At 63.3% G+C, this 15159-nt stretch carries 23 protein-coding genes and 1 pseudogene; 6 read left to right on the top strand and 18 right to left on the bottom strand.

Going from position 1 to position 15159, the window contains the following annotated elements:
• Nucleotide 1 precedes the first annotated feature (1 nt).
• The 18 genes from E5673_RS01365 to E5673_RS01285 form a co-directional block, all read right to left on the bottom strand.
• A complete protein-coding gene (locus tag E5673_RS01365) occupies nt 2-1111 on the bottom strand; it encodes a hypothetical protein (protein ID WP_136188650.1) in 1110 nt (369 codons plus the stop codon).
• Nucleotides 1108-1761 carry a phage tail protein I gene (locus tag E5673_RS01360; RefSeq protein WP_136188649.1) on the bottom strand — a complete coding sequence of 218 codons (654 nt, stop codon included), beginning with the start codon at nt 1759-1761 and terminating at the stop codon, nt 1108-1110. The genes E5673_RS01365 and E5673_RS01360 overlap by 4 nt, the downstream gene beginning before the upstream one ends.
• Nucleotides 1751-2644, bottom strand: coding sequence for a baseplate J/gp47 family protein (locus E5673_RS01355; RefSeq protein ID WP_136188648.1), 894 nt, complete (start codon nt 2642-2644; stop codon nt 1751-1753). Before E5673_RS01355 ends, E5673_RS01360 begins: the two co-directional genes overlap by 11 nt.
• Before the next feature lie 116 nt (nt 2645-2760).
• Nucleotides 2761-3219, bottom strand: a complete 459-nt coding sequence (locus tag E5673_RS01350; RefSeq protein WP_136188647.1) for a phage virion morphogenesis protein — start codon at nt 3217-3219, stop codon at nt 2761-2763.
• Nucleotides 3216-3698 carry a phage tail protein gene (locus E5673_RS01345; protein WP_136188646.1) on the bottom strand — a complete coding sequence of 161 codons (483 nt, stop codon included), beginning with the start codon at nt 3696-3698 and terminating at the stop codon, nt 3216-3218. The genes E5673_RS01350 and E5673_RS01345 overlap by 4 nt, the downstream gene beginning before the upstream one ends.
• Complete coding sequence (locus E5673_RS19530) at nt 3695-3865, bottom strand: hypothetical protein (protein WP_168711543.1); 171 nt, start codon at nt 3863-3865, stop codon at nt 3695-3697. The genes E5673_RS01345 and E5673_RS19530 overlap by 4 nt, the downstream gene beginning before the upstream one ends.
• Nucleotide 3866: 1 nt before the next feature.
• A complete protein-coding gene (locus E5673_RS01340) occupies nt 3867-4610 on the bottom strand; it encodes a hypothetical protein (RefSeq protein ID WP_136188645.1) in 744 nt (247 codons plus the stop codon).
• Nucleotides 4611-4613: 3 nt separating this feature from the next.
• Nucleotides 4614-5516: a hypothetical protein gene (locus E5673_RS01335; RefSeq protein WP_136188644.1), complete on the bottom strand. Its 903-nt coding sequence runs from the start codon at nt 5514-5516 to the stop codon at nt 4614-4616.
• Between the two features lies 1 nt (nt 5517).
• On the bottom strand, nt 5518-5727 hold the full coding sequence (locus E5673_RS01330) for a hypothetical protein (RefSeq protein ID WP_247599511.1): 210 nt from the start codon (nt 5725-5727) through the stop codon (nt 5518-5520).
• A 40-nt stretch (nt 5728-5767) separates the two neighbouring features.
• The gene (locus tag E5673_RS01325; protein WP_136188643.1) at nt 5768-6232 is read right to left on the bottom strand and encodes a hypothetical protein; all 465 of its coding nucleotides are present in this window, start codon (nt 6230-6232) and stop codon (nt 5768-5770) included.
• A complete protein-coding gene (locus tag E5673_RS01320) occupies nt 6229-6750 on the bottom strand; it encodes a lysozyme (RefSeq protein ID WP_056063741.1) in 522 nt (173 codons plus the stop codon). The genes E5673_RS01325 and E5673_RS01320 overlap by 4 nt, the downstream gene beginning before the upstream one ends.
• Nucleotides 6750-7103, bottom strand: a complete 354-nt coding sequence (locus E5673_RS01315; protein ID WP_136188642.1) for a hypothetical protein — start codon at nt 7101-7103, stop codon at nt 6750-6752. Before E5673_RS01315 ends, E5673_RS01320 begins: the two co-directional genes overlap by 1 nt.
• Nucleotides 7104-7107: 4 nt before the next feature.
• Entirely contained in the window at nt 7108-7335 is a 228-nt protein-coding gene (locus E5673_RS01310) for a tail protein X (RefSeq protein WP_136188641.1), read from the bottom strand.
• Complete coding sequence (locus E5673_RS01305) at nt 7332-7823, bottom strand: head completion/stabilization protein (RefSeq protein ID WP_136188640.1); 492 nt, start codon at nt 7821-7823, stop codon at nt 7332-7334. The genes E5673_RS01310 and E5673_RS01305 overlap by 4 nt, the downstream gene beginning before the upstream one ends.
• Complete coding sequence (locus tag E5673_RS01300; RefSeq protein ID WP_136188639.1) at nt 7820-8041, bottom strand: hypothetical protein; 222 nt, start codon at nt 8039-8041, stop codon at nt 7820-7822. Before E5673_RS01300 ends, E5673_RS01305 begins: the two co-directional genes overlap by 4 nt.
• A gap of 111 nt (nt 8042-8152) precedes the next feature.
• Entirely contained in the window at nt 8153-9013 is an 861-nt protein-coding gene (gene gpM, locus E5673_RS01295; protein ID WP_247599510.1) for a phage terminase small subunit, read from the bottom strand.
• A 35-nt stretch (nt 9014-9048) separates the two neighbouring features.
• Nucleotides 9049-10140, bottom strand: a complete 1092-nt coding sequence (locus E5673_RS01290) for a phage major capsid protein, P2 family (protein WP_056063722.1) — start codon at nt 10138-10140, stop codon at nt 9049-9051.
• A 48-nt stretch (nt 10141-10188) separates the two neighbouring features.
• Entirely contained in the window at nt 10189-11016 is an 828-nt protein-coding gene (locus E5673_RS01285) for a GPO family capsid scaffolding protein (protein ID WP_136188638.1), read from the bottom strand.
• A gap of 168 nt (nt 11017-11184) precedes the next feature.
• Between E5673_RS01285 and E5673_RS01280 the strand changes: the two genes are divergently transcribed.
• The 6 genes and pseudogenes from E5673_RS01280 to E5673_RS01260 all read left to right on the top strand — a co-directional run bounded on the left by E5673_RS01280 (nt 11185) and on the right by E5673_RS01260 (nt 15149).
• Nucleotides 11185-12987: a terminase family protein gene (locus E5673_RS01280; protein ID WP_136188637.1), complete on the top strand. Its 1803-nt coding sequence runs from the start codon at nt 11185-11187 to the stop codon at nt 12985-12987.
• Nucleotides 12987-14033, top strand: a complete 1047-nt coding sequence (locus E5673_RS01275; protein ID WP_247599509.1) for a phage portal protein — start codon at nt 12987-12989, stop codon at nt 14031-14033. The genes E5673_RS01280 and E5673_RS01275 overlap by 1 nt, the downstream gene beginning before the upstream one ends.
• A gap of 129 nt (nt 14034-14162) precedes the next feature.
• Nucleotides 14163-14489, top strand: a pseudogene (locus tag E5673_RS01270) (DNA adenine methylase); the annotation flags it as partial.
• Nucleotides 14490-14559: 70 nt separating this feature from the next.
• Entirely contained in the window at nt 14560-14718 is a 159-nt protein-coding gene (locus E5673_RS19525; protein ID WP_168711532.1) for a hypothetical protein, read from the top strand.
• Complete coding sequence (locus E5673_RS01265) at nt 14711-14929, top strand: hypothetical protein (RefSeq protein ID WP_136188636.1); 219 nt, start codon at nt 14711-14713, stop codon at nt 14927-14929. Before E5673_RS19525 ends, E5673_RS01265 begins: the two co-directional genes overlap by 8 nt.
• The gene (locus E5673_RS01260) at nt 14922-15149 is read left to right on the top strand and encodes a hypothetical protein (RefSeq protein ID WP_136188635.1); all 228 of its coding nucleotides are present in this window, start codon (nt 14922-14924) and stop codon (nt 15147-15149) included. The genes E5673_RS01265 and E5673_RS01260 overlap by 8 nt, the downstream gene beginning before the upstream one ends.
• The last annotated feature ends 10 nt before the right edge of the window (nt 15150-15159 follow it).

The raw sequence follows: 15159 nt of genomic DNA, 5'->3' as shown, positions 1-15159 counted from the left end.
GTTACCGTCCTGTCGTGCGCCAGCGGAAACCGCCGGCTGCGTCGGTGCTGGATGCGTCGTCGGACTGCAGGAACACGGTCGCGCCGGTCAGGCTGATCGCGACTTCCTGCACCTGGTGGCAGCCAAATGAATTCTGTGTCGGGTTGCGGACCGTGCCGCTGACACCGAAACATTCGGCGACGAACGGGATCGGAAAGACGATATTGAACGCCTGTTCACTGGGGATGTTGACGTCGAACAGGCCCCATTGCTCGATGAAGCCGTCTGACCAGATCCGAAAGCCGCTCTGAGCCGACAGGCGGCTGTCGACAACGTAGACGAAGCCCGCACTAGCCATGGCCTGCGGTGTTACTGCAACGTCGCCCGCGGCACCGGCGCGGAGCTGCTCGCGACTTGCCGCATCGACCGTATAGGTCCGGTTTGTGTCGTTGCGCCCGCCGCCCTTGACCAGGCCACTGCCGTAGGCAGTGCGAGCGGCGAGACCATCCAGCGCCTGGCCGGTCGCACCGATCGCGCCGTTGAGCGTCGTGTTGAACGCCGCGATCGCGTCGTCCACCGTCTTCTTGATCGCGTCAACGGCCGTGGCGATCATCGTCTTTACGACTGCGCCGGTTGTTACACGTCGGACGTCGCCGGCATTGGCCTGGTCGATCGTCGCGAGTTCCACGACTCCTAGCGTTTCCGTCGTCGCCCGCGGGTTGAGGAAATTTGTATTGCCGAACGTCAGCTTGTCGATCGCCGACGTCGGAAACGCCAGATCAAGCGGCATGCGCAGCGTGTTAGCCGGCGACTTCTCCACGATCGGCGTCGACTGCCCATAGGCCGCGAGCAACGTACCGTCTGCCAGGAACAGGCCGAACCCGCGCACCGTATAACCGACTGGGGCATCATCCTGCATGACCAGGTGGGCGGTGTTGTCGCCGATGGCATCGCCCGAAATGTTCTGCACCCGGCGAAACTCACCGGGGAGCGCGGTGAGCGTGGGCGCGGCGAAGAACTCCTGGGCGGTAAGACCGATCGCGGCAACCGTCAGGTCGATCGGTGCGCCAACCTGAGCCGCGGCGAAGCGCTCTATGCCGACCTTGGTCAGAATGAGATTGAGTGCGGTCATGGGGCGGTGTCCAGAAAGGTGCCGTCCGCGGCGTCGAGAAGCGGTTCGCCGTCGTGCGTCTGAAGGTAGAGATCCCACGCGGGGGACGTGTCAGCGACCAGCGCCGTGTCCTGCCGTGTCTCGATGAAGGCTCGCGCTACGCCTTGCACGCTTACCGAGCCCGCGACCGTCAGTGCCTGGACCAGCGTCATGTGTTCGCGCAGCGGTTTCACGCGGGAAACCTCACGGATGATCGCCTCAGCAAAGGCCGCGGTCGATCGACGCCCGCCAGGCGCGGTGCCATCCGCCATTACGAGCGGTACGATGACATCGAAGGTGTTGGGCGCGCGCCGCGGTTCGGCCTGGTGCCATTCCACCAACTCGGCCAGTTTGTCGAAGCGAGACAGGACCGTTTCTACGGAGAGACGCGTTCCCTTGATCCGGTGGAATGCGAGCGAGTTCGCGACCGCGTCGCGCTTGTCCTCCTCCGACCAATCGCCATCCCAGCTGTCGACGGACAACCCCCAGGCCAGCCAGGGCAACAGATCCGCGGGGCAGGTTTCGGCAACGTCGATGACGTCGACAGGCGTGACAACGTTGCCGGCGCGAACACCGGCTTCCAACGCCCGTTCCAGCCCGGTTGCGTTGGGTGGCAGCAGACTAGTCGTCATAGCCGCCATGGGTGATCGAGGCGGACGTGCAGAGTGCTGCTTGGGTGCGGTCGCAAATGACGTCTGCGGCCGGCGCGAGGATCTCGACGCGTTGCACGCCGGGAACCGTGAGGGCGGCATTGATGCCCGACAGGGTAACGTTGCGACCCAAGCGCCGTGAATCGATTAGGTAGGTATCGAGTCGTACGCGTGCCGTCGCAATCAGCAGCGCAGGGTCTGGACCGGCGAACGTCCACATCCGCGCGTCGATCGCGAAGCGACGCTGCGTTGCAGCCGCGACGGTGACCAGGTCGCCTACTGGTCGAACGGCAGGATCGTTGACGATGTCGCGCACGGCTTGAACCAGAGCTTCGGGCGCGGTGCCATCGCCCGATCGTGAGAGGACGGTGACGAGCACTTCACCGGGTGCCGGCGAAATTGCGCTTGCGTCGAGGACTTCGGTGCCGGCGTCCTTCGCCCGTTTGACGTAGGCCAGCTCGGGGCCAGCTGCGGCGAAGCCTTCCGGACCGAGGACGACGCGCGCGCGGAAGCTATCGTCGTCCTCGTAGACGATCGCTGCGCCGGTCGTGGCGTTGGCCGGCGTGACTGCGAGACGTGCTACGCCGATCGCCGCGCCAATATGATCGAGCGTGGCACCGGTGGCGTACGCGACCAGGCGGCCGACCAGGCGTTCGTTGAAGTCCTGACGCAGTAACAGTTCGTCATAAGCCGCGACCTGCAGCACCTTCATGGCGGGATCGCTGTCGACGGTCGCGTCGAAGTCCGGAAAAAGTGCCTGCATTCGCGCGACCTTGCGCGCAAGGATCGTCTCATAGTCGAGCTGCTCGACGACCGTCGGGGGATCGAGCTTCGATAGATCAACGATGGCGGTGGTGACGGTCATGGCGCTGGCCATGTCGTCGGCGCGGCAACGGCATGGCTATGGCGCGCTCTTGTAGAAACGCTTTCTACAAGAGAGATGACGTCGAGTCATTTACCGGCCCGGAACTCAAATCCAACCTAGCTGGGCGCGATCTGGGCGAGAATGAGATCGAGGATCCGTTGCTGTTCGGCTTCCGTCAGGCCGAGCAGCACGCGTCGGGCGTAACGTACCTTCGGCTGACCAGGTGCCGGGGCGTCCGACAGGCCGGCCTGGTGAATGCTGGCGATCCGCGATGCGCGACCGCCGAAGCCGACCCAAACTTCGTCGCCGTTGCCGCCCGCCTTCAGGCTCTTTGCCATCCGCAATTTGCGGAACATCTTCTGCTGGCGAAGCTTGCCTTTCTTCCGCCCGCGATCGGGCTTGGGGCGGCGCGGGGCGAACGCCGCGTTCTCGGGATCGCGCTGGGCAGCGATACGGTCCGACTGGCTCTTGCGGATCTCGCGGCCGATCGAGCGCATCAAGCGTGCGCGTTCGGGCGCGGCGGTACGCACCAGCAGATCGCGGACGAGCTGCTCGATCGGCGCGAAGTCGTTCATCGCGTAACGATCTCGACCATGCCGGTGCCGTCCTCGATCAGGCCGGCCCATAGGTTGGTGCCGGTCGGGACGCCGGCAAAGGCGTCGTTCATAACCGGTTCGGGTAGATGCGTGACCTTGAGACCGTTCGGCTGTTGCTCGACGCGGACCAGCTCGGTCAGGTCGATCGAGATCGTGATGTCGCACGTCTCCGCGTCGAGCAGCTCCGATTCAAACGTGAACGGCTTGCGGTCGCCCTTCTCGAATAAATCGGGCTGGTTTGCAGCGATCCATGCAAGGATTGGCACCAAGAGGTTGTCGACCTTGCCGGTGTAGTCTTGCACCCACACCGAAGCGGTGTAAGAATACTCGAACGATAGCGATCCTGCGCGCACGGCCACATCGCCCTTATCGACGAAAATCTCCATCAACTCCGGACTGTTCCTAATTTCGGGAACAGATGCGAGTAGATGCTTGCGCAAGCTGTCGAGCTTTTTCATCGACCTGGCGTCTGCTCGATCGGTGCAATGTCGGTCACCCGCGAGAAGAACTCTGTCATCGCCTCCTCGATCTCCGTAGCTGACGACCCAGCGAGAATGAGGCGTTGCCGCTCTCCTTCCATCAGGAGAACGGACCCATCCCGCTCATAGTGGATTTCGCGTTCCATCTCATGCCACCCTGAAAAAGCCGAGAGCGTAGGCCCGCGACGTTACTTCGGAAAATATCGCAGCAGTCATGTCAGGGAACACCCCATAGGTATTCGTGACGGCCAAATGCATCTGACTGTTCGCAGCGCCTGAGGACACGTTGGCCAGCGTCTGCGATCCGATCATTGCACTCATCCAGGTGCTGGTATCGACCATGACACTGAAAACTGTGCCGGCGTTGTCGGTCTGACAGGCAAACCAGTAGGTCCCCGGTTCCAATGTGACGTTGCCGGGCAAGGCCGCGGATACGACCGCAGCCGCAGCCGTGGTCAACCCTGTAACGGACGCCAGCGGCGCTCCAGTGGGTCGCCCTGTGCCACCGTTGTGAGCATAGATAGCCAGTCCAAAGGACCCACCTGACGCTGCGGTGGTCACCCGCGCGGCCAAGGCCGATAGCGTAATGCGCTCGTATAACTGGAAGGGGATCATTCTGACGGCGGTGTTTAGGCCGCTATTGCCAGAGCCGAGTGACGCGCCCGGAATGAGGGCGTACCAATTCCCACTGATGTAGCCAGGCCAGCCGTCCATAGAGAGCTTTATCCACACGGCTGCACCGACCGCGGGTGACCTGCAAAAAAACATTTCTGCGGTAACGGTGTTGAGCCAGCGAGAGCCAGCGACATAACCCTGCGTGAGATCGGCCGCGGCCGTAGGATCGACGGTAGCGATGTTTGAGCGCGGCGCGGGCGGTGAGATCATCGTCATATTTTAGCGCTCCCGTGCGTAAACAGGGGTGCTGCTGGACGTGCAAATGATCGAGATCGCGCCGGTCCCGCTGTAGTTATCCGGCGTCTCGTAAAGCTGACCACCTGCTATGAGCAGGCTATGATAGTCCGCTGTCGCGGCGGTCGTTCCGTTGATGTAGCAGGACGCACCCGACTGAGGCTGGATCGAAAATCCACGACGGTTTGCGTTCGCGGCAATCAATATGGTGGCCGACGTGCCGACGATCGCGCCGCGATCCACGGCAGGACCACGATACAGCGAGTCGACCACTACCGGATTGGCAACGGTGCCGAATGCGGCTCCAGCACCATCCTGCAGCTTCGCGCCGAAGGCCGAATTTCCAACAACTCCTCCGGCCTGAAACGGCGAGCCAAGTGCCGACAGAATGTTGTCCTGCCTGGCGGACGTCGCCGCCCCCGCCGGCAGCGGCAACATTGCGGCGCTGATCGGCTGCGTCGCCGGCAAATTCGACACAACGACGTTCCAAGTTCCGGATTGGGTGACAGAATGCGTGCCTACCGTCAGCGTGCCAACGAGCGCCGTCCGAATGTCGGTCAGTAGCCAGTTCGTCGAGCCCGATACGGGTGAGGTTAGCGCGCCAATACGGTCGCGGATCGCTTGCTCCGCAGTAATCTGCGTCGTCTGGTTCAATGCCGAAGCATCGCCAGAGCCGCCCCCACCAGATCCGCCGGAGCATCCAGAAATACAGCGGACTGGAAGGCCGTGAGCATCGTCTACCGGAGTCGCGGCGTTGTGCAGCGAGCCATAGGCTATTGCCTCCAACACTGTAATGCTCTGGTCGTTATTAACAGGTTTGCCTTGCGCGAATGCTGTCCCAGAAATCAGGCTCAATACAGCGGCAGCGGTAGCTACAATGATCTTCATGTTAGTCTTTCCGAGCTGCGGGGCAGGTACCCGGCACGTTCCAGTTAACCAGGCGGTCGGCGCGATCGGCGTTGCCGGCGAAGGCACGGGCGAGGCGGATAATGCCGGCACGGATCTTGGTCGGGATCTGCGCGATCAGCGACGGATCCTCCGGCAGGCCCTCGGGGCGCGTAGCGCACGTAAGAAGCTCTGCCGGGGGCGTGTCCTTCACCTTCACCAGGATCGGCGCTGGGATGACCGCTGGCGGGACGTCAGCGTGCCGGGCGCAGGCCGGCAACGCCGTTAACAGCGCGAAACCAATCGCTATCGACAAGATTCGTCCGTTCAGCTTGTGCATCTGCCATCTCCATTCGTTGTGCGGCCGAGCTTGCTGCCTCGGCAGCAGCGCGCGCGGCGCGGGTGTCGTCGTTCTGTCGGGCGTCGTGATCGGCCATCGCCTGCGCGAGCGTGGCGGCGGTGAGCTGGTCGCTGTCGCTTTTGAATTTCACCAAGCCGGCGACCGTTTGTGCGCACCGGACACCGCGTGCGGTGTTACCCATTGCGGCGAAGTCCGCGCCCGATCCGGCGCAGATCAACTCGGCGCGGTGCCGCAGGTCGTCGCGATCGGCGCTGACCTGGCGGTACTGGACGTACAGCCAGGCACCGACCGCGGCGACGGCGAGCAGGACGAGGAAGAAGGCCTCGGCCTTCACCTTGGCGAACAGGTTGCGGATCATCGGGGCAGCTCCTTCAGGCAGAGGTCGCGCTCGGCGCGGCGACGGCGGTCGAGGCCGCGCACGACCTGGCCACCCGCCTTGTTCCACATCAGGAAAGCATCGCAGGCACCACGCCAGTTGCTGGCGTTGAAGCGCCGCGCGACGGTGGATCCACAATACCCGCCGGTGCCGATGTTATAGGCGAGGCTGATTGCGGCCGAGAGCTGGTTGGGATGCGAGCGCAGGATTGGCGTGCAGGCCAAGACCGGTTCAGCGTGGCGGATGAGAGCCGCTTCCTCGCGCAGCTCACAACCGGCAACCGTCTCGACCATGCCGGGCTTCACGCCCAGCGTCTCGCCGCCGCAGATCGTCCACACCTTGACGATGTCCTGGTATGCAACGAGGCGCGGCGTGCCGCCCGACTCCCATCCGGACACGAACGGGGTCACGATCAGCGCTGCGGCCGCGCCGATTACGCCGATCAGCGTTTTGGGGGGGAGCTTCTTCGCGGGAGTAGGGGGTGGTCCGTAACCGGGCATTACTTGGGGTCCTTTCGCGGGATAAGCGCGAGCAGCCGCTCGCTAAGCTTGCCGGGCAGTTCGGCGAGGACGGCGCTGCAGCCGGCAATGAAACCGGGGGCGCCCTTGAAGGCGACCATGGCGACGAGAAAGCCGATCGCCTGCGACACGAACGGGTGCATGCCGAACATCGCGTTGGCGGCGTTCGTGACAAAATAGCTGACGACGATGCCAACCCAGACCTGCGCGATCCGCTGGCCCCAAGTGAGGCCGGTTTCGACAAGTAGGCTGACGACAGACCCGAGGCCGGCGGGGACCAGACTGATGACGAACGCCATCAGCCAGGTCCCGAAGTCGTGAAGTAGATCCTTCATACGGTCAGTCCCACAGGTTGAGGACATCGGTGCGAACGGCGGTTGCCGGTGCGGCGATGGCGGGGAGGTTGATTGGCTGACCCTTCGGCAGGATCGAGCCGAGGCCGGCGACGCCGGGGTTGGCTGCAAGCACGGCGGGCAGATCGGCCGGCCCGAGGTTGCGTTCGCGCCAGATCAGCGCGTCGAGCGTGTCGCCGTCGCGCGCACGGACCATGTCGAGCGACGCGGTCATATGAGTTCGACTGTCGTGCGCGTGACGCCCAGCATGTCGCGGATCGCGTGGATTGAATCGCGACGCAGCTCGGTGACGCTCGGGTCGAGATCCTCGGCTTTGCGCTGCCCGGCGCTGGTCAGATCCACGTCGCGATAGCGCTCGACGACTTCCGCCTTTGCGGCCGTGAAGACGGCGCGCTGGTAGAGGAGGACGAGCGTGTTGATGCCGTCGATCGTCGAGATAGATCCATCCGACAGCCGCACGTCGTCAAGCTTCCGGGTGCCGGCTGCGCGGTGGCTCAATGCCCAGGCGGCGAGATCGCGATAGACCGCGAGCATCGCTGCTATCAGCGCCTCGCGGGCGCGATCTGGCGTCACCGCGTCGCGGATCCGATGCTGCTTGCGAAACACGGCGGGATCGATGTCGGGAAAGAACCCGTCGTTGACGATCAGCGCCGGTGCGGGCGTGTCCTCATCCGGCAAGACGGTTGCGATCAGGCCGGTCACAGCGACACGCTGGCGACGACGTCGAGCGCCTTACCCCCCAACAGCACACCAAGCCCAATCGCGCACCAGGCGTAGCGGCGGGGCGAAAGCTCGATCGGTCGGTCGCACTTCCGTGCGACGATCATGACGAATCCGCCAAGCAGCGTGATCGCGACGGCTGCGACCAACGCGACGACGCCTACGAAGGCGATCAGGGAGCTGACGAGGAAGTCGGCCATCGAACGGTCCTAGAAATTCACGGGGGTGGGGATCAGGTCGATCGACGGCCCTGCGGCCCGGAGGCCTCCCGTCTCGCGTGATCCGTCCCCGAGCGCCGGGGGCGAGCTTGATCAGCCGGCGGTGTCGCCGGCCTGTGTTTCGGTGCTGGCGTTCGCATCTGCGGGGACACCGGGAGAGGGGTTCGCGTCGAAATTCTTGATCACTGCAGCCTTCGCTTTTTCGAGGCCGCGCAGCATCGTCTTCACGCCGACACGTTCGTTCTTGTCCTGTGCGCGGGTGAGTACGGCCATGGCGCGCTCGATCGTCGGCACGATCGCGTCGCCAGTCGCCTCACCGGCTGCACGCACCAGCTCGGCACCGATCGCCTTGAACAGCTTGGCCTTGGGTTCGTCGTGCATGTCGATCCCGTCCGTCAGCAACTCGACGGCCTCCAGCACGTACAACGGGAATGCTTCGCTCCGGGCCTGTGCCCGCAACGCCGCGTCCGCGATCTCTTCCAGAACCAGTGTCGCGGCGTCGCGTACAAAGTGCTTAGGCATGGGGATTGAAAAGCGGAGGACGAAACTCGCCAGCATCAGGCCGCGCGTCCAGTCGCCAACGTCCAGGCACCAAACCATGATGCTCGGCAGGACATCGTCAGCGCCGGTGGGGTCGAGTTGCCGACCCTCGACACGACGGCCGGCGTCCAGCAGCCCGTCACACCAGGCCTGATATTCCGGAAGCATCTGGCGCTTGGCGGCGACCTTCAGCTCTTTGGATTTGATCTGTTTGAGGCGTTGGCGATCATGGCGGAAGCGCAAAGCAACGGTCGCGGCATTGCGGGCGGCCGGCGTATTGCCGGTGGGAATAGGGAGTTGGTCCGCCGCGGCCGATGGTACGACCGCGGCGGTACGGGTGTGCCCGCCCCCGGATGCAGGAGCAGACGCCGCTTTCATGGCGAGGATTTGTTCCTGGCGTCGAGCGAAGCTCATGGCGTGTCCTGTGGGGGCGGGAACGGGGGAAAGGGTTAGCCGCCAGCCGGCGCTGGCGCGGCCGGGGCTTTGCCCATGACGATGTTCTCGATCAGCACCGCCTTGCCCATGTCCTCGACGACATAGGCGTGGTTGACGCTCTCGTAGTTTTCGATCTGGTCGCGCTTGGCGTTGTCCTCGATCTTGCGACGCTCGGTGCCGATCTGTTCATAGACCGACAGGTTGGCGAGCGTGGTGATGAGGATGGCGTTCTTGGGGAACTTCGGTACGCGGACCGCGGTCAAACCGCCGATCTTTTTGTCGGAAAGCAGGACGTCGCGCGCGAGCTGCTCGGTCGCCTTGTCGCCGGATGCGTTGACGATCGAGAAATACTTGTCGTTGACGAGCGTGCGGCCGACGATGACGACCAGGTCGGTATCCTCGCGGTAATTTTCGTCGAGCAATTCGATGCCGGCGAACACCAGTGCGTCGATGTTGACGTAGTCGACCTCGGAGCCAACCTCGCCAGCGCCGACGTAGATCGCGCCCGCCGCGGTCACTACGCCGTCATCGTTGCGCGTCTCCGCCTTCAGCTCGCCGCCTGCGGCGTGGCGCTCCGGGGCATCTTCGCGGATGTGCTGGAGCCAGCCCTTGTTGACGTCCTGGAGCAGCGGATACTTGGTGGCATCGGTGGTCTTGGCGACGAATACGCCGTTGAAACCGATCGTGATGATGTCGACGGCCTTGGCGCTGATGATCGCGTCGCGCAGCAGGGTCTGGAAATTCGGCTGATGCGCCCAGGCGTCGAGGGTCTCGTACCGAACCAGCGTGTCGAAGTCGGTCTTCTCGCAACGGTAGCGCGTCTCGTCGAGATCGCCGGGGTAGCGCGGCTCGCGATCCTTGGTCCGGGTATCCGTGCGGCTGGCGATCGTGCCCTTCACGCCGACGCCGACCTTGTCGCCTTCCTGTGCGACCACCGGAATGATGTTGATCTTCGACAGGAAGTCGCTGGACGTTTTTAGCTTGGCGCGCAGCGTCTGCGCCACCGACGGCAGCACCTCGAACTGGCGGCTGGGATCAGCGACGTTGTTCAGCTTGCCGATCTGCTGAGTGTAGGCGTTGTACTTGTTACGGGTTGCGTTGAGCATCGGGGCGGTTCCTGTGAAGGCTGGGCGGTCGGGGCGGGTGGCTGACGATCAGCAGTCGGTAACGGCGTCGTCACCGCCGCCCGACGCTGGCGAGCGCGAGAAGCCCGGCTGTTCGGTGTTCGTGAGCTGCGTCTTGAGCGTCGCGAAATCGCGCTGGTAGGCAGTCTGCGCCTCCGTGATCGGCTTGAGCGCGGCCGTCACGACGCCGGTGACGATCGATTTGATATCGGAAGCGAACGATGCCGGATCGAAGTTGTCGTTGGCCGGCTTGGGCTTCGGCTCTTCGATTTGCTTGTCGGGCTCGGCCGTCTTGAACTTGGCCATGACGGAGGCGAACAAACGATCGACGATGCTATCGACCTTCTCGTCATCGGCCTTCTTGGCTTCGAATTCGATGGTGACCGCGTCCGCGGCCGACGCGAATACGGTGCCAGGCGCGCGGTGCGAGAACTGCAGGCGCTGCGTACCGATCGACGCGGGCGTGTCGGTGAACGCCAGGCCGATGATGCCGAACTTGCCGCTGCCGGCATAATTGGGGGTGAGTTCGACCGAAGGGTATGGCTTCTGGTCGGCCTTAGCGAGGGCGACGAGCTGGTCGTTGCCTTCGACGGTCGTGTAGAGCGCGCGGCGCTTTTCCGTCTTGCCTGCGATGACGATGTCGTCGGTCTTCGCTTCGAGCGCGACTACGTCGCCATAGCCGTTGAACGGGGGCTCGGGGCTGTAGCCCGAGACATGCTCGATGTTGATCCGCGGGCTGTACGTGGCCGGCGCGAACGTCGCGACGCACTCGTCGATCATTTCGGCGGTGACCTTGCGGCCATCGCTGATGGTTTCGCCTTCTACGAAGGAGCGGAACGGCTTGCTCTTGGTGCCCATGGCGGCTGGTCCTCGGTTCGATCGGTTGCGGCGCGCCAAGCGCCCGTTAGCGAGGTCGAACAGGGACCGAATACGGTGCCTTCCTCAAGCGGGTGCTCTTGTAGAATGACTTTCTACAAGAGCCGTGGGGGGCGGCGTGCGTACCAGCGTGGCTAGGCTGGCGATGCCATGTCGATCCTTGCCGACCCCCTTAGCCTGCCCGTCGAGGAACGGATCCGCGCGGCGCGCAGCCTGTACTGGCGCGGCTGGAGTCTGTCGCAGATCAGCACCGAGCTGGACGTCAAATACGACACGGTAAAAAGCTGGGCGCGCCGGCACAACTGGGACGATGCGCCGTCGATCCGCAAGCTGGAGGACTGCCTTGAGACGCGCCTGATGGTGCTGATCTGCAAGGTTCCAAAGCTCCAGGAAGACTATGTTGAGTTGGACGCACTACGCCGCCAGGTCGAAAGCCTGGCGAAGGTGCGCCGCTATGAAGCGCCCGGCGGTCATTCCGGCGATCTGAATGACCGGGTCGCGAACCGCAACACGGGCGAGAAGAAGAAGGCGAAGAAAAACCACTTCACCGCCGACCAGGCGGCCGAATTGAAGGCGATCTTCCTCGACCAGTTGTACGGCTATCAAGAGGCGTGGTTCGACGCGATGTCGTTCCGTACGCGCATGATACTGAAGTCGCGGCAGATCGGCGCAACCTACTATTTCGCCTTTGAGGCGTTGATTGACGCGATCGAAACCGGTCGCAATCAAATATTCTTGTCAGCGTCCAAGGCGCAGGCACACCAGTTCCGCAGCTATATCGTAAGCTTTGCAAAGCTGGTCGGCGTAAGCCTGACCGGTGATCCGATGAATATCACATCGGATTTACGGCCTGCTGAAGAGGCTGCAGCCGAGCTACACTTCCTCGGTACAAACTTCCGTACTGCACAGGGCCGTCACGGCAACTTCTACTTCGATGAATTCTTTTGGGTTCACAGTTTTGAGGAGTTGAACAAGGTCGCGTCGGGCATGGCGACGCACAAGAAGTGGCGCAAAACCTACTTCTCGACGCCGTCGACGATCGCGCACGCGGCTTACCCGTATTGGACGGGCGAGCGTCGGAATCGGCGACGTGCCAAAGCCGAGCGCGTCGAGATCGATGTCAGCCACGCCGCGCTGAAGAACGGCGCGCAGGGGCCGGATCGCATCTGGCGGCATATCGTCACGATTACCGACGCCGAGGCGGCCGGGTGCGACCTGTTCGACATCGACGAGCTGCGCGACGAATATGCACCGGACGAGTTTGCCAACCTGTTCGACTGCGACTTCGTCGACGACAGCCTGTCCGCGTTCCGGTTCAACGACCTGATCAAATGCGGCTGCGACTCCATGGAGGACTGGACCGACTTCAATCCGGAGGCCGCACGCCCGTACGGCGAGCGTCCTGTTTGGGCCGGCTACGATCCGCAAAACAGCGAGAACGGCGATAATGCGTCGCTGTCGATCATGGCACCGCCGTTGGTCCAGGGAGGGCCGTTCCGGTTACTCGAAAGGCATTCCCTCCGCGGTCTCGACTTCGAACAGCAGGCCACCTTCATCCGGGGCATTCTGTCTCGCTACAATTGCACGTTCCTTGGCATTGATGCGTCGGGCGTCGGCGCCGGCGTCTACCAGCTGCTCGCCAAACCCGATGCCGGGATCAAGGGCGTCACCAAGATCGAATATTCGCTCGAGGTGAAGGCGATGATGATCATGAAGGCGCAGAACGTGATTTCGCGCGGGCGGATGGCGTTCGATGCGAGCTGGCTCGATGTCGTTTCGTCCTTCGTCTCGATCAAGAAAACGCTGACCACCAGCGGCCGGAACGTCACGTTCAAGGCCGGCCGGGGCGGCGACGACGGCCACGCGGATCTCGCCTGGTCGATCATGCACATTCTCAACAACGAACCGCTCGACGGCCGCGAAGCGCCCAAGTCGACTATGGAGATCCTATAATGGGCAAGGCACGTCGCATGGGCCGTCACGAGGCCGACCGAGCCGGGGCGATCGTCACCACGCCAGAGAAGTCGACGTCGGTAGCGGCGTTTTCGTTCGGGGATCCCGAGCCGGTGAACAGCCGGCGCGAGATCCTCGATATGCTGGAATGCCCGCATAACGGCCGGTGGTTCGAACCGCCGATCAGCGTCGATGGCCTGGCCCGATCGTTTCGCGCGAGCCCGCATCATAGCTCGGCCATCCTTCTGAAGCGCAACCTACTGGTGCGGTCGTTCATGCCGACGCCGTGGCTGTCGCGCGGTGCGTTCGAAAAGCTGGTGTTCGATTATCTGGTGTTCGGCTTCGGCTTCGTCGAGCAGCGCCGGAGCGTCCTTGGCGGACTGATGCGGCTCGATCATTCCCTGGCTAAATTCACACGTCGGGGGATCGAAGAGGGCCGGTATTTCTTCGTGGAAAACCTAGCGACCGAGTTCGAGTTTCGACCTGGCAGCGTCATTCAGATCATGCAGCCCGACATCAACCAAGAGATTTACGGCGTGCCAGAGTATATCTCCGCGCTACAATCCGCGTTGCTCAATGAAGCCGCCACCCTGTTTCGCCGTAAATACTATCTGAACGGTAGTCATGCAGGTTTCATCTTACATGCGACCGGTGAATTCTCGGATGGTGACGTCAATGCGATCCGCGACGCGCTGAAGCGGTCGAAGGGGCCGGGCAACTTCCGCAATCTCTTCGTCCACCAGCCTGGCGGCAAGGATGGCGGTATCAAGATCCTGCCGATCGCCCAGGTCGGCGCGAACGACGAGTTCATGGGGATCAAGAACGCAACACGCGACGACGTACTGGCAGCGCACCGCACGCCACCCGTGCTGCTGGGCATCGTGCCGGCGCAGGGATCGACGCTCGGCAAGCCCAGCGAGGCGGTCGATATGTTTTTCGAGCTGGAGATCGAACCGATCCAGGCGCGCCTGTTGGACATCAACGAGGCGGTGGGCGTCGAAGCGGTCGCGTTCGCGCCGCGGAAGGCACCGGCACCAGCCAGCTAAGGTTTCACGTCCGGCATAGCCGGGCGGGGGATGTCGGGGTGGAGCCCGGCAAACCGACGAGGATCACTCTCGCCACGACCATCGGCCACCGGCCGTCCCGCACCCCGCGATTCGCGAGGTGCGGCACTTATGACGCGAGAACGTAAAGTGAACACTCTAAATCTTATTCGGCCCGTCGCACCCGCTGCGGGATATATTGGCGGCAAGCGCAATCTGGCATCGCGTCTGGTCGCGATGATCGAGCGCGTCGACCATGACGGCTCTGCCGAGCCCTTCGTTGGGATGGGCGGCGTCTTCCTTCGCCGCCGATCGCGGCCGAAGGTTGAGGTCATCAACGACGTGTCGGGCGACGTCGCGACGTTCTTCCGCGTGCTGCAGCGGCACTACCCTTACATGATCGACATGCTGCGGTTCCGCATCGCCAGCCGGGCAGAGTTCGAACGGCTGAAGGCGCAGCGCGCCGCCCCGCACCCGCCCTGCGAGGCGACTGGCTTGCGGCCGGCTGGGGAAGGGATACATTGGCCAGATGGACCAAGCACCCGATCTCAACGACGCACTCGCCCGGCTGAAGGCGTTCCGTTTGACATGGAACCCCGGCGACATCATCGACGAGCAGAGCGGTCTGTCGGCCGACGACATCGATACGCTGATCAGCTTTGTCGATGACTTCCCGTCGAGTGACTGATCAGCTCCGCAAGCGTGTCTATACGATCGCGCCCGACCCGCTGAAGGTTGTGACCGCGGTCGATCATGATCTAGGCCCCGACGTGATCGTGCAGCTGCGCAGCGAGCGCGGCCGGATCCTCAACGCGCGGATCGATGTCGAGGCAGCTCGTGTCCTGGTCCATTTCAAAAGCGGCGTTAGCGAATACCTGCGGCTGGTGATCATTGGCTAATCGGACGGCCGCACCGCGCACGTTCACTCCCGACCCGAAGAACGAACACCGCGTGACGGTGTTTGGTGAGCCGCGGGGGCCGTGGCGGGATAGTTTTGCCGAGGCGAAGTGGGACGCGATCCAGCAGCACCTGGCGAGCTGGGACGGCGAGGCGCGCGAGCATTTCCTCGCCGTGCCGGTCGCGATCGAGAAACGGCCGCGGCCTGCCGTCGACGAGTAGTCGGTCGGCC

The sequence above is a fragment of the Sphingomonas sp. PAMC26645 genome (genome assembly GCF_004795835.1).
Lineage (GTDB): Bacteria > Pseudomonadota > Alphaproteobacteria > Sphingomonadales > Sphingomonadaceae > Sphingomonas.
Note: the sequence above shows the minus strand (reverse complement) of the source record. Positions and strands in the feature narration are given on the sequence as shown.

Coding starts and splice junctions, on each gene's coding strand:
- E5673_RS01365 (WP_136188650.1), bottom strand. CDS start 1,111: ATGACCGCACTCAATCTCATTCTGACCAAGGTCGGCATAGAGCGCTTC.
- E5673_RS01360 (WP_136188649.1), bottom strand. CDS start 1,761: ATGACGACTAGTCTGCTGCCACCCAACGCAACCGGGCTGGAACGGGCG.
- E5673_RS01355 (WP_136188648.1), bottom strand. CDS start 2,644: ATGACCGTCACCACCGCCATCGTTGATCTATCGAAGCTCGATCCCCCG.
- E5673_RS01350 (WP_136188647.1), bottom strand. CDS start 3,219: ATGAACGACTTCGCGCCGATCGAGCAGCTCGTCCGCGATCTGCTGGTG.
- E5673_RS01345 (WP_136188646.1), bottom strand. CDS start 3,698: ATGAAAAAGCTCGACAGCTTGCGCAAGCATCTACTCGCATCTGTTCCC.
- E5673_RS19530 (WP_168711543.1), bottom strand. CDS start 3,865: ATGGAACGCGAAATCCACTATGAGCGGGATGGGTCCGTTCTCCTGATG.
- E5673_RS01340 (WP_136188645.1), bottom strand. CDS start 4,610: ATGACGATGATCTCACCGCCCGCGCCGCGCTCAAACATCGCTACCGTC.
- E5673_RS01335 (WP_136188644.1), bottom strand. CDS start 5,516: ATGAAGATCATTGTAGCTACCGCTGCCGCTGTATTGAGCCTGATTTCT.
- E5673_RS01325 (WP_136188643.1), bottom strand. CDS start 6,232: ATGATCCGCAACCTGTTCGCCAAGGTGAAGGCCGAGGCCTTCTTCCTC.
- E5673_RS01320 (WP_056063741.1), bottom strand. CDS start 6,750: ATGCCCGGTTACGGACCACCCCCTACTCCCGCGAAGAAGCTCCCCCCC.
- E5673_RS01315 (WP_136188642.1), bottom strand. CDS start 7,103: ATGAAGGATCTACTTCACGACTTCGGGACCTGGCTGATGGCGTTCGTC.
- E5673_RS01310 (WP_136188641.1), bottom strand. CDS start 7,335: ATGACCGCGTCGCTCGACATGGTCCGTGCGCGCGACGGCGACACGCTC.
- E5673_RS01300 (WP_136188639.1), bottom strand. CDS start 8,041: ATGGCCGACTTCCTCGTCAGCTCCCTGATCGCCTTCGTAGGCGTCGTC.
- gpM (WP_247599510.1), bottom strand. CDS start 9,013: ATGAGCTTCGCTCGACGCCAGGAACAAATCCTCGCCATGAAAGCGGCG.
- E5673_RS01290 (WP_056063722.1), bottom strand. CDS start 10,140: ATGCTCAACGCAACCCGTAACAAGTACAACGCCTACACTCAGCAGATC.
- E5673_RS01285 (WP_136188638.1), bottom strand. CDS start 11,016: ATGGGCACCAAGAGCAAGCCGTTCCGCTCCTTCGTAGAAGGCGAAACC.
- E5673_RS01280 (WP_136188637.1), top strand. CDS start 11,185: ATGTCGATCCTTGCCGACCCCCTTAGCCTGCCCGTCGAGGAACGGATC.
- E5673_RS01275 (WP_247599509.1), top strand. CDS start 12,987: ATGGGCAAGGCACGTCGCATGGGCCGTCACGAGGCCGACCGAGCCGGG.
- E5673_RS19525 (WP_168711532.1), top strand. CDS start 14,560: ATGGACCAAGCACCCGATCTCAACGACGCACTCGCCCGGCTGAAGGCG.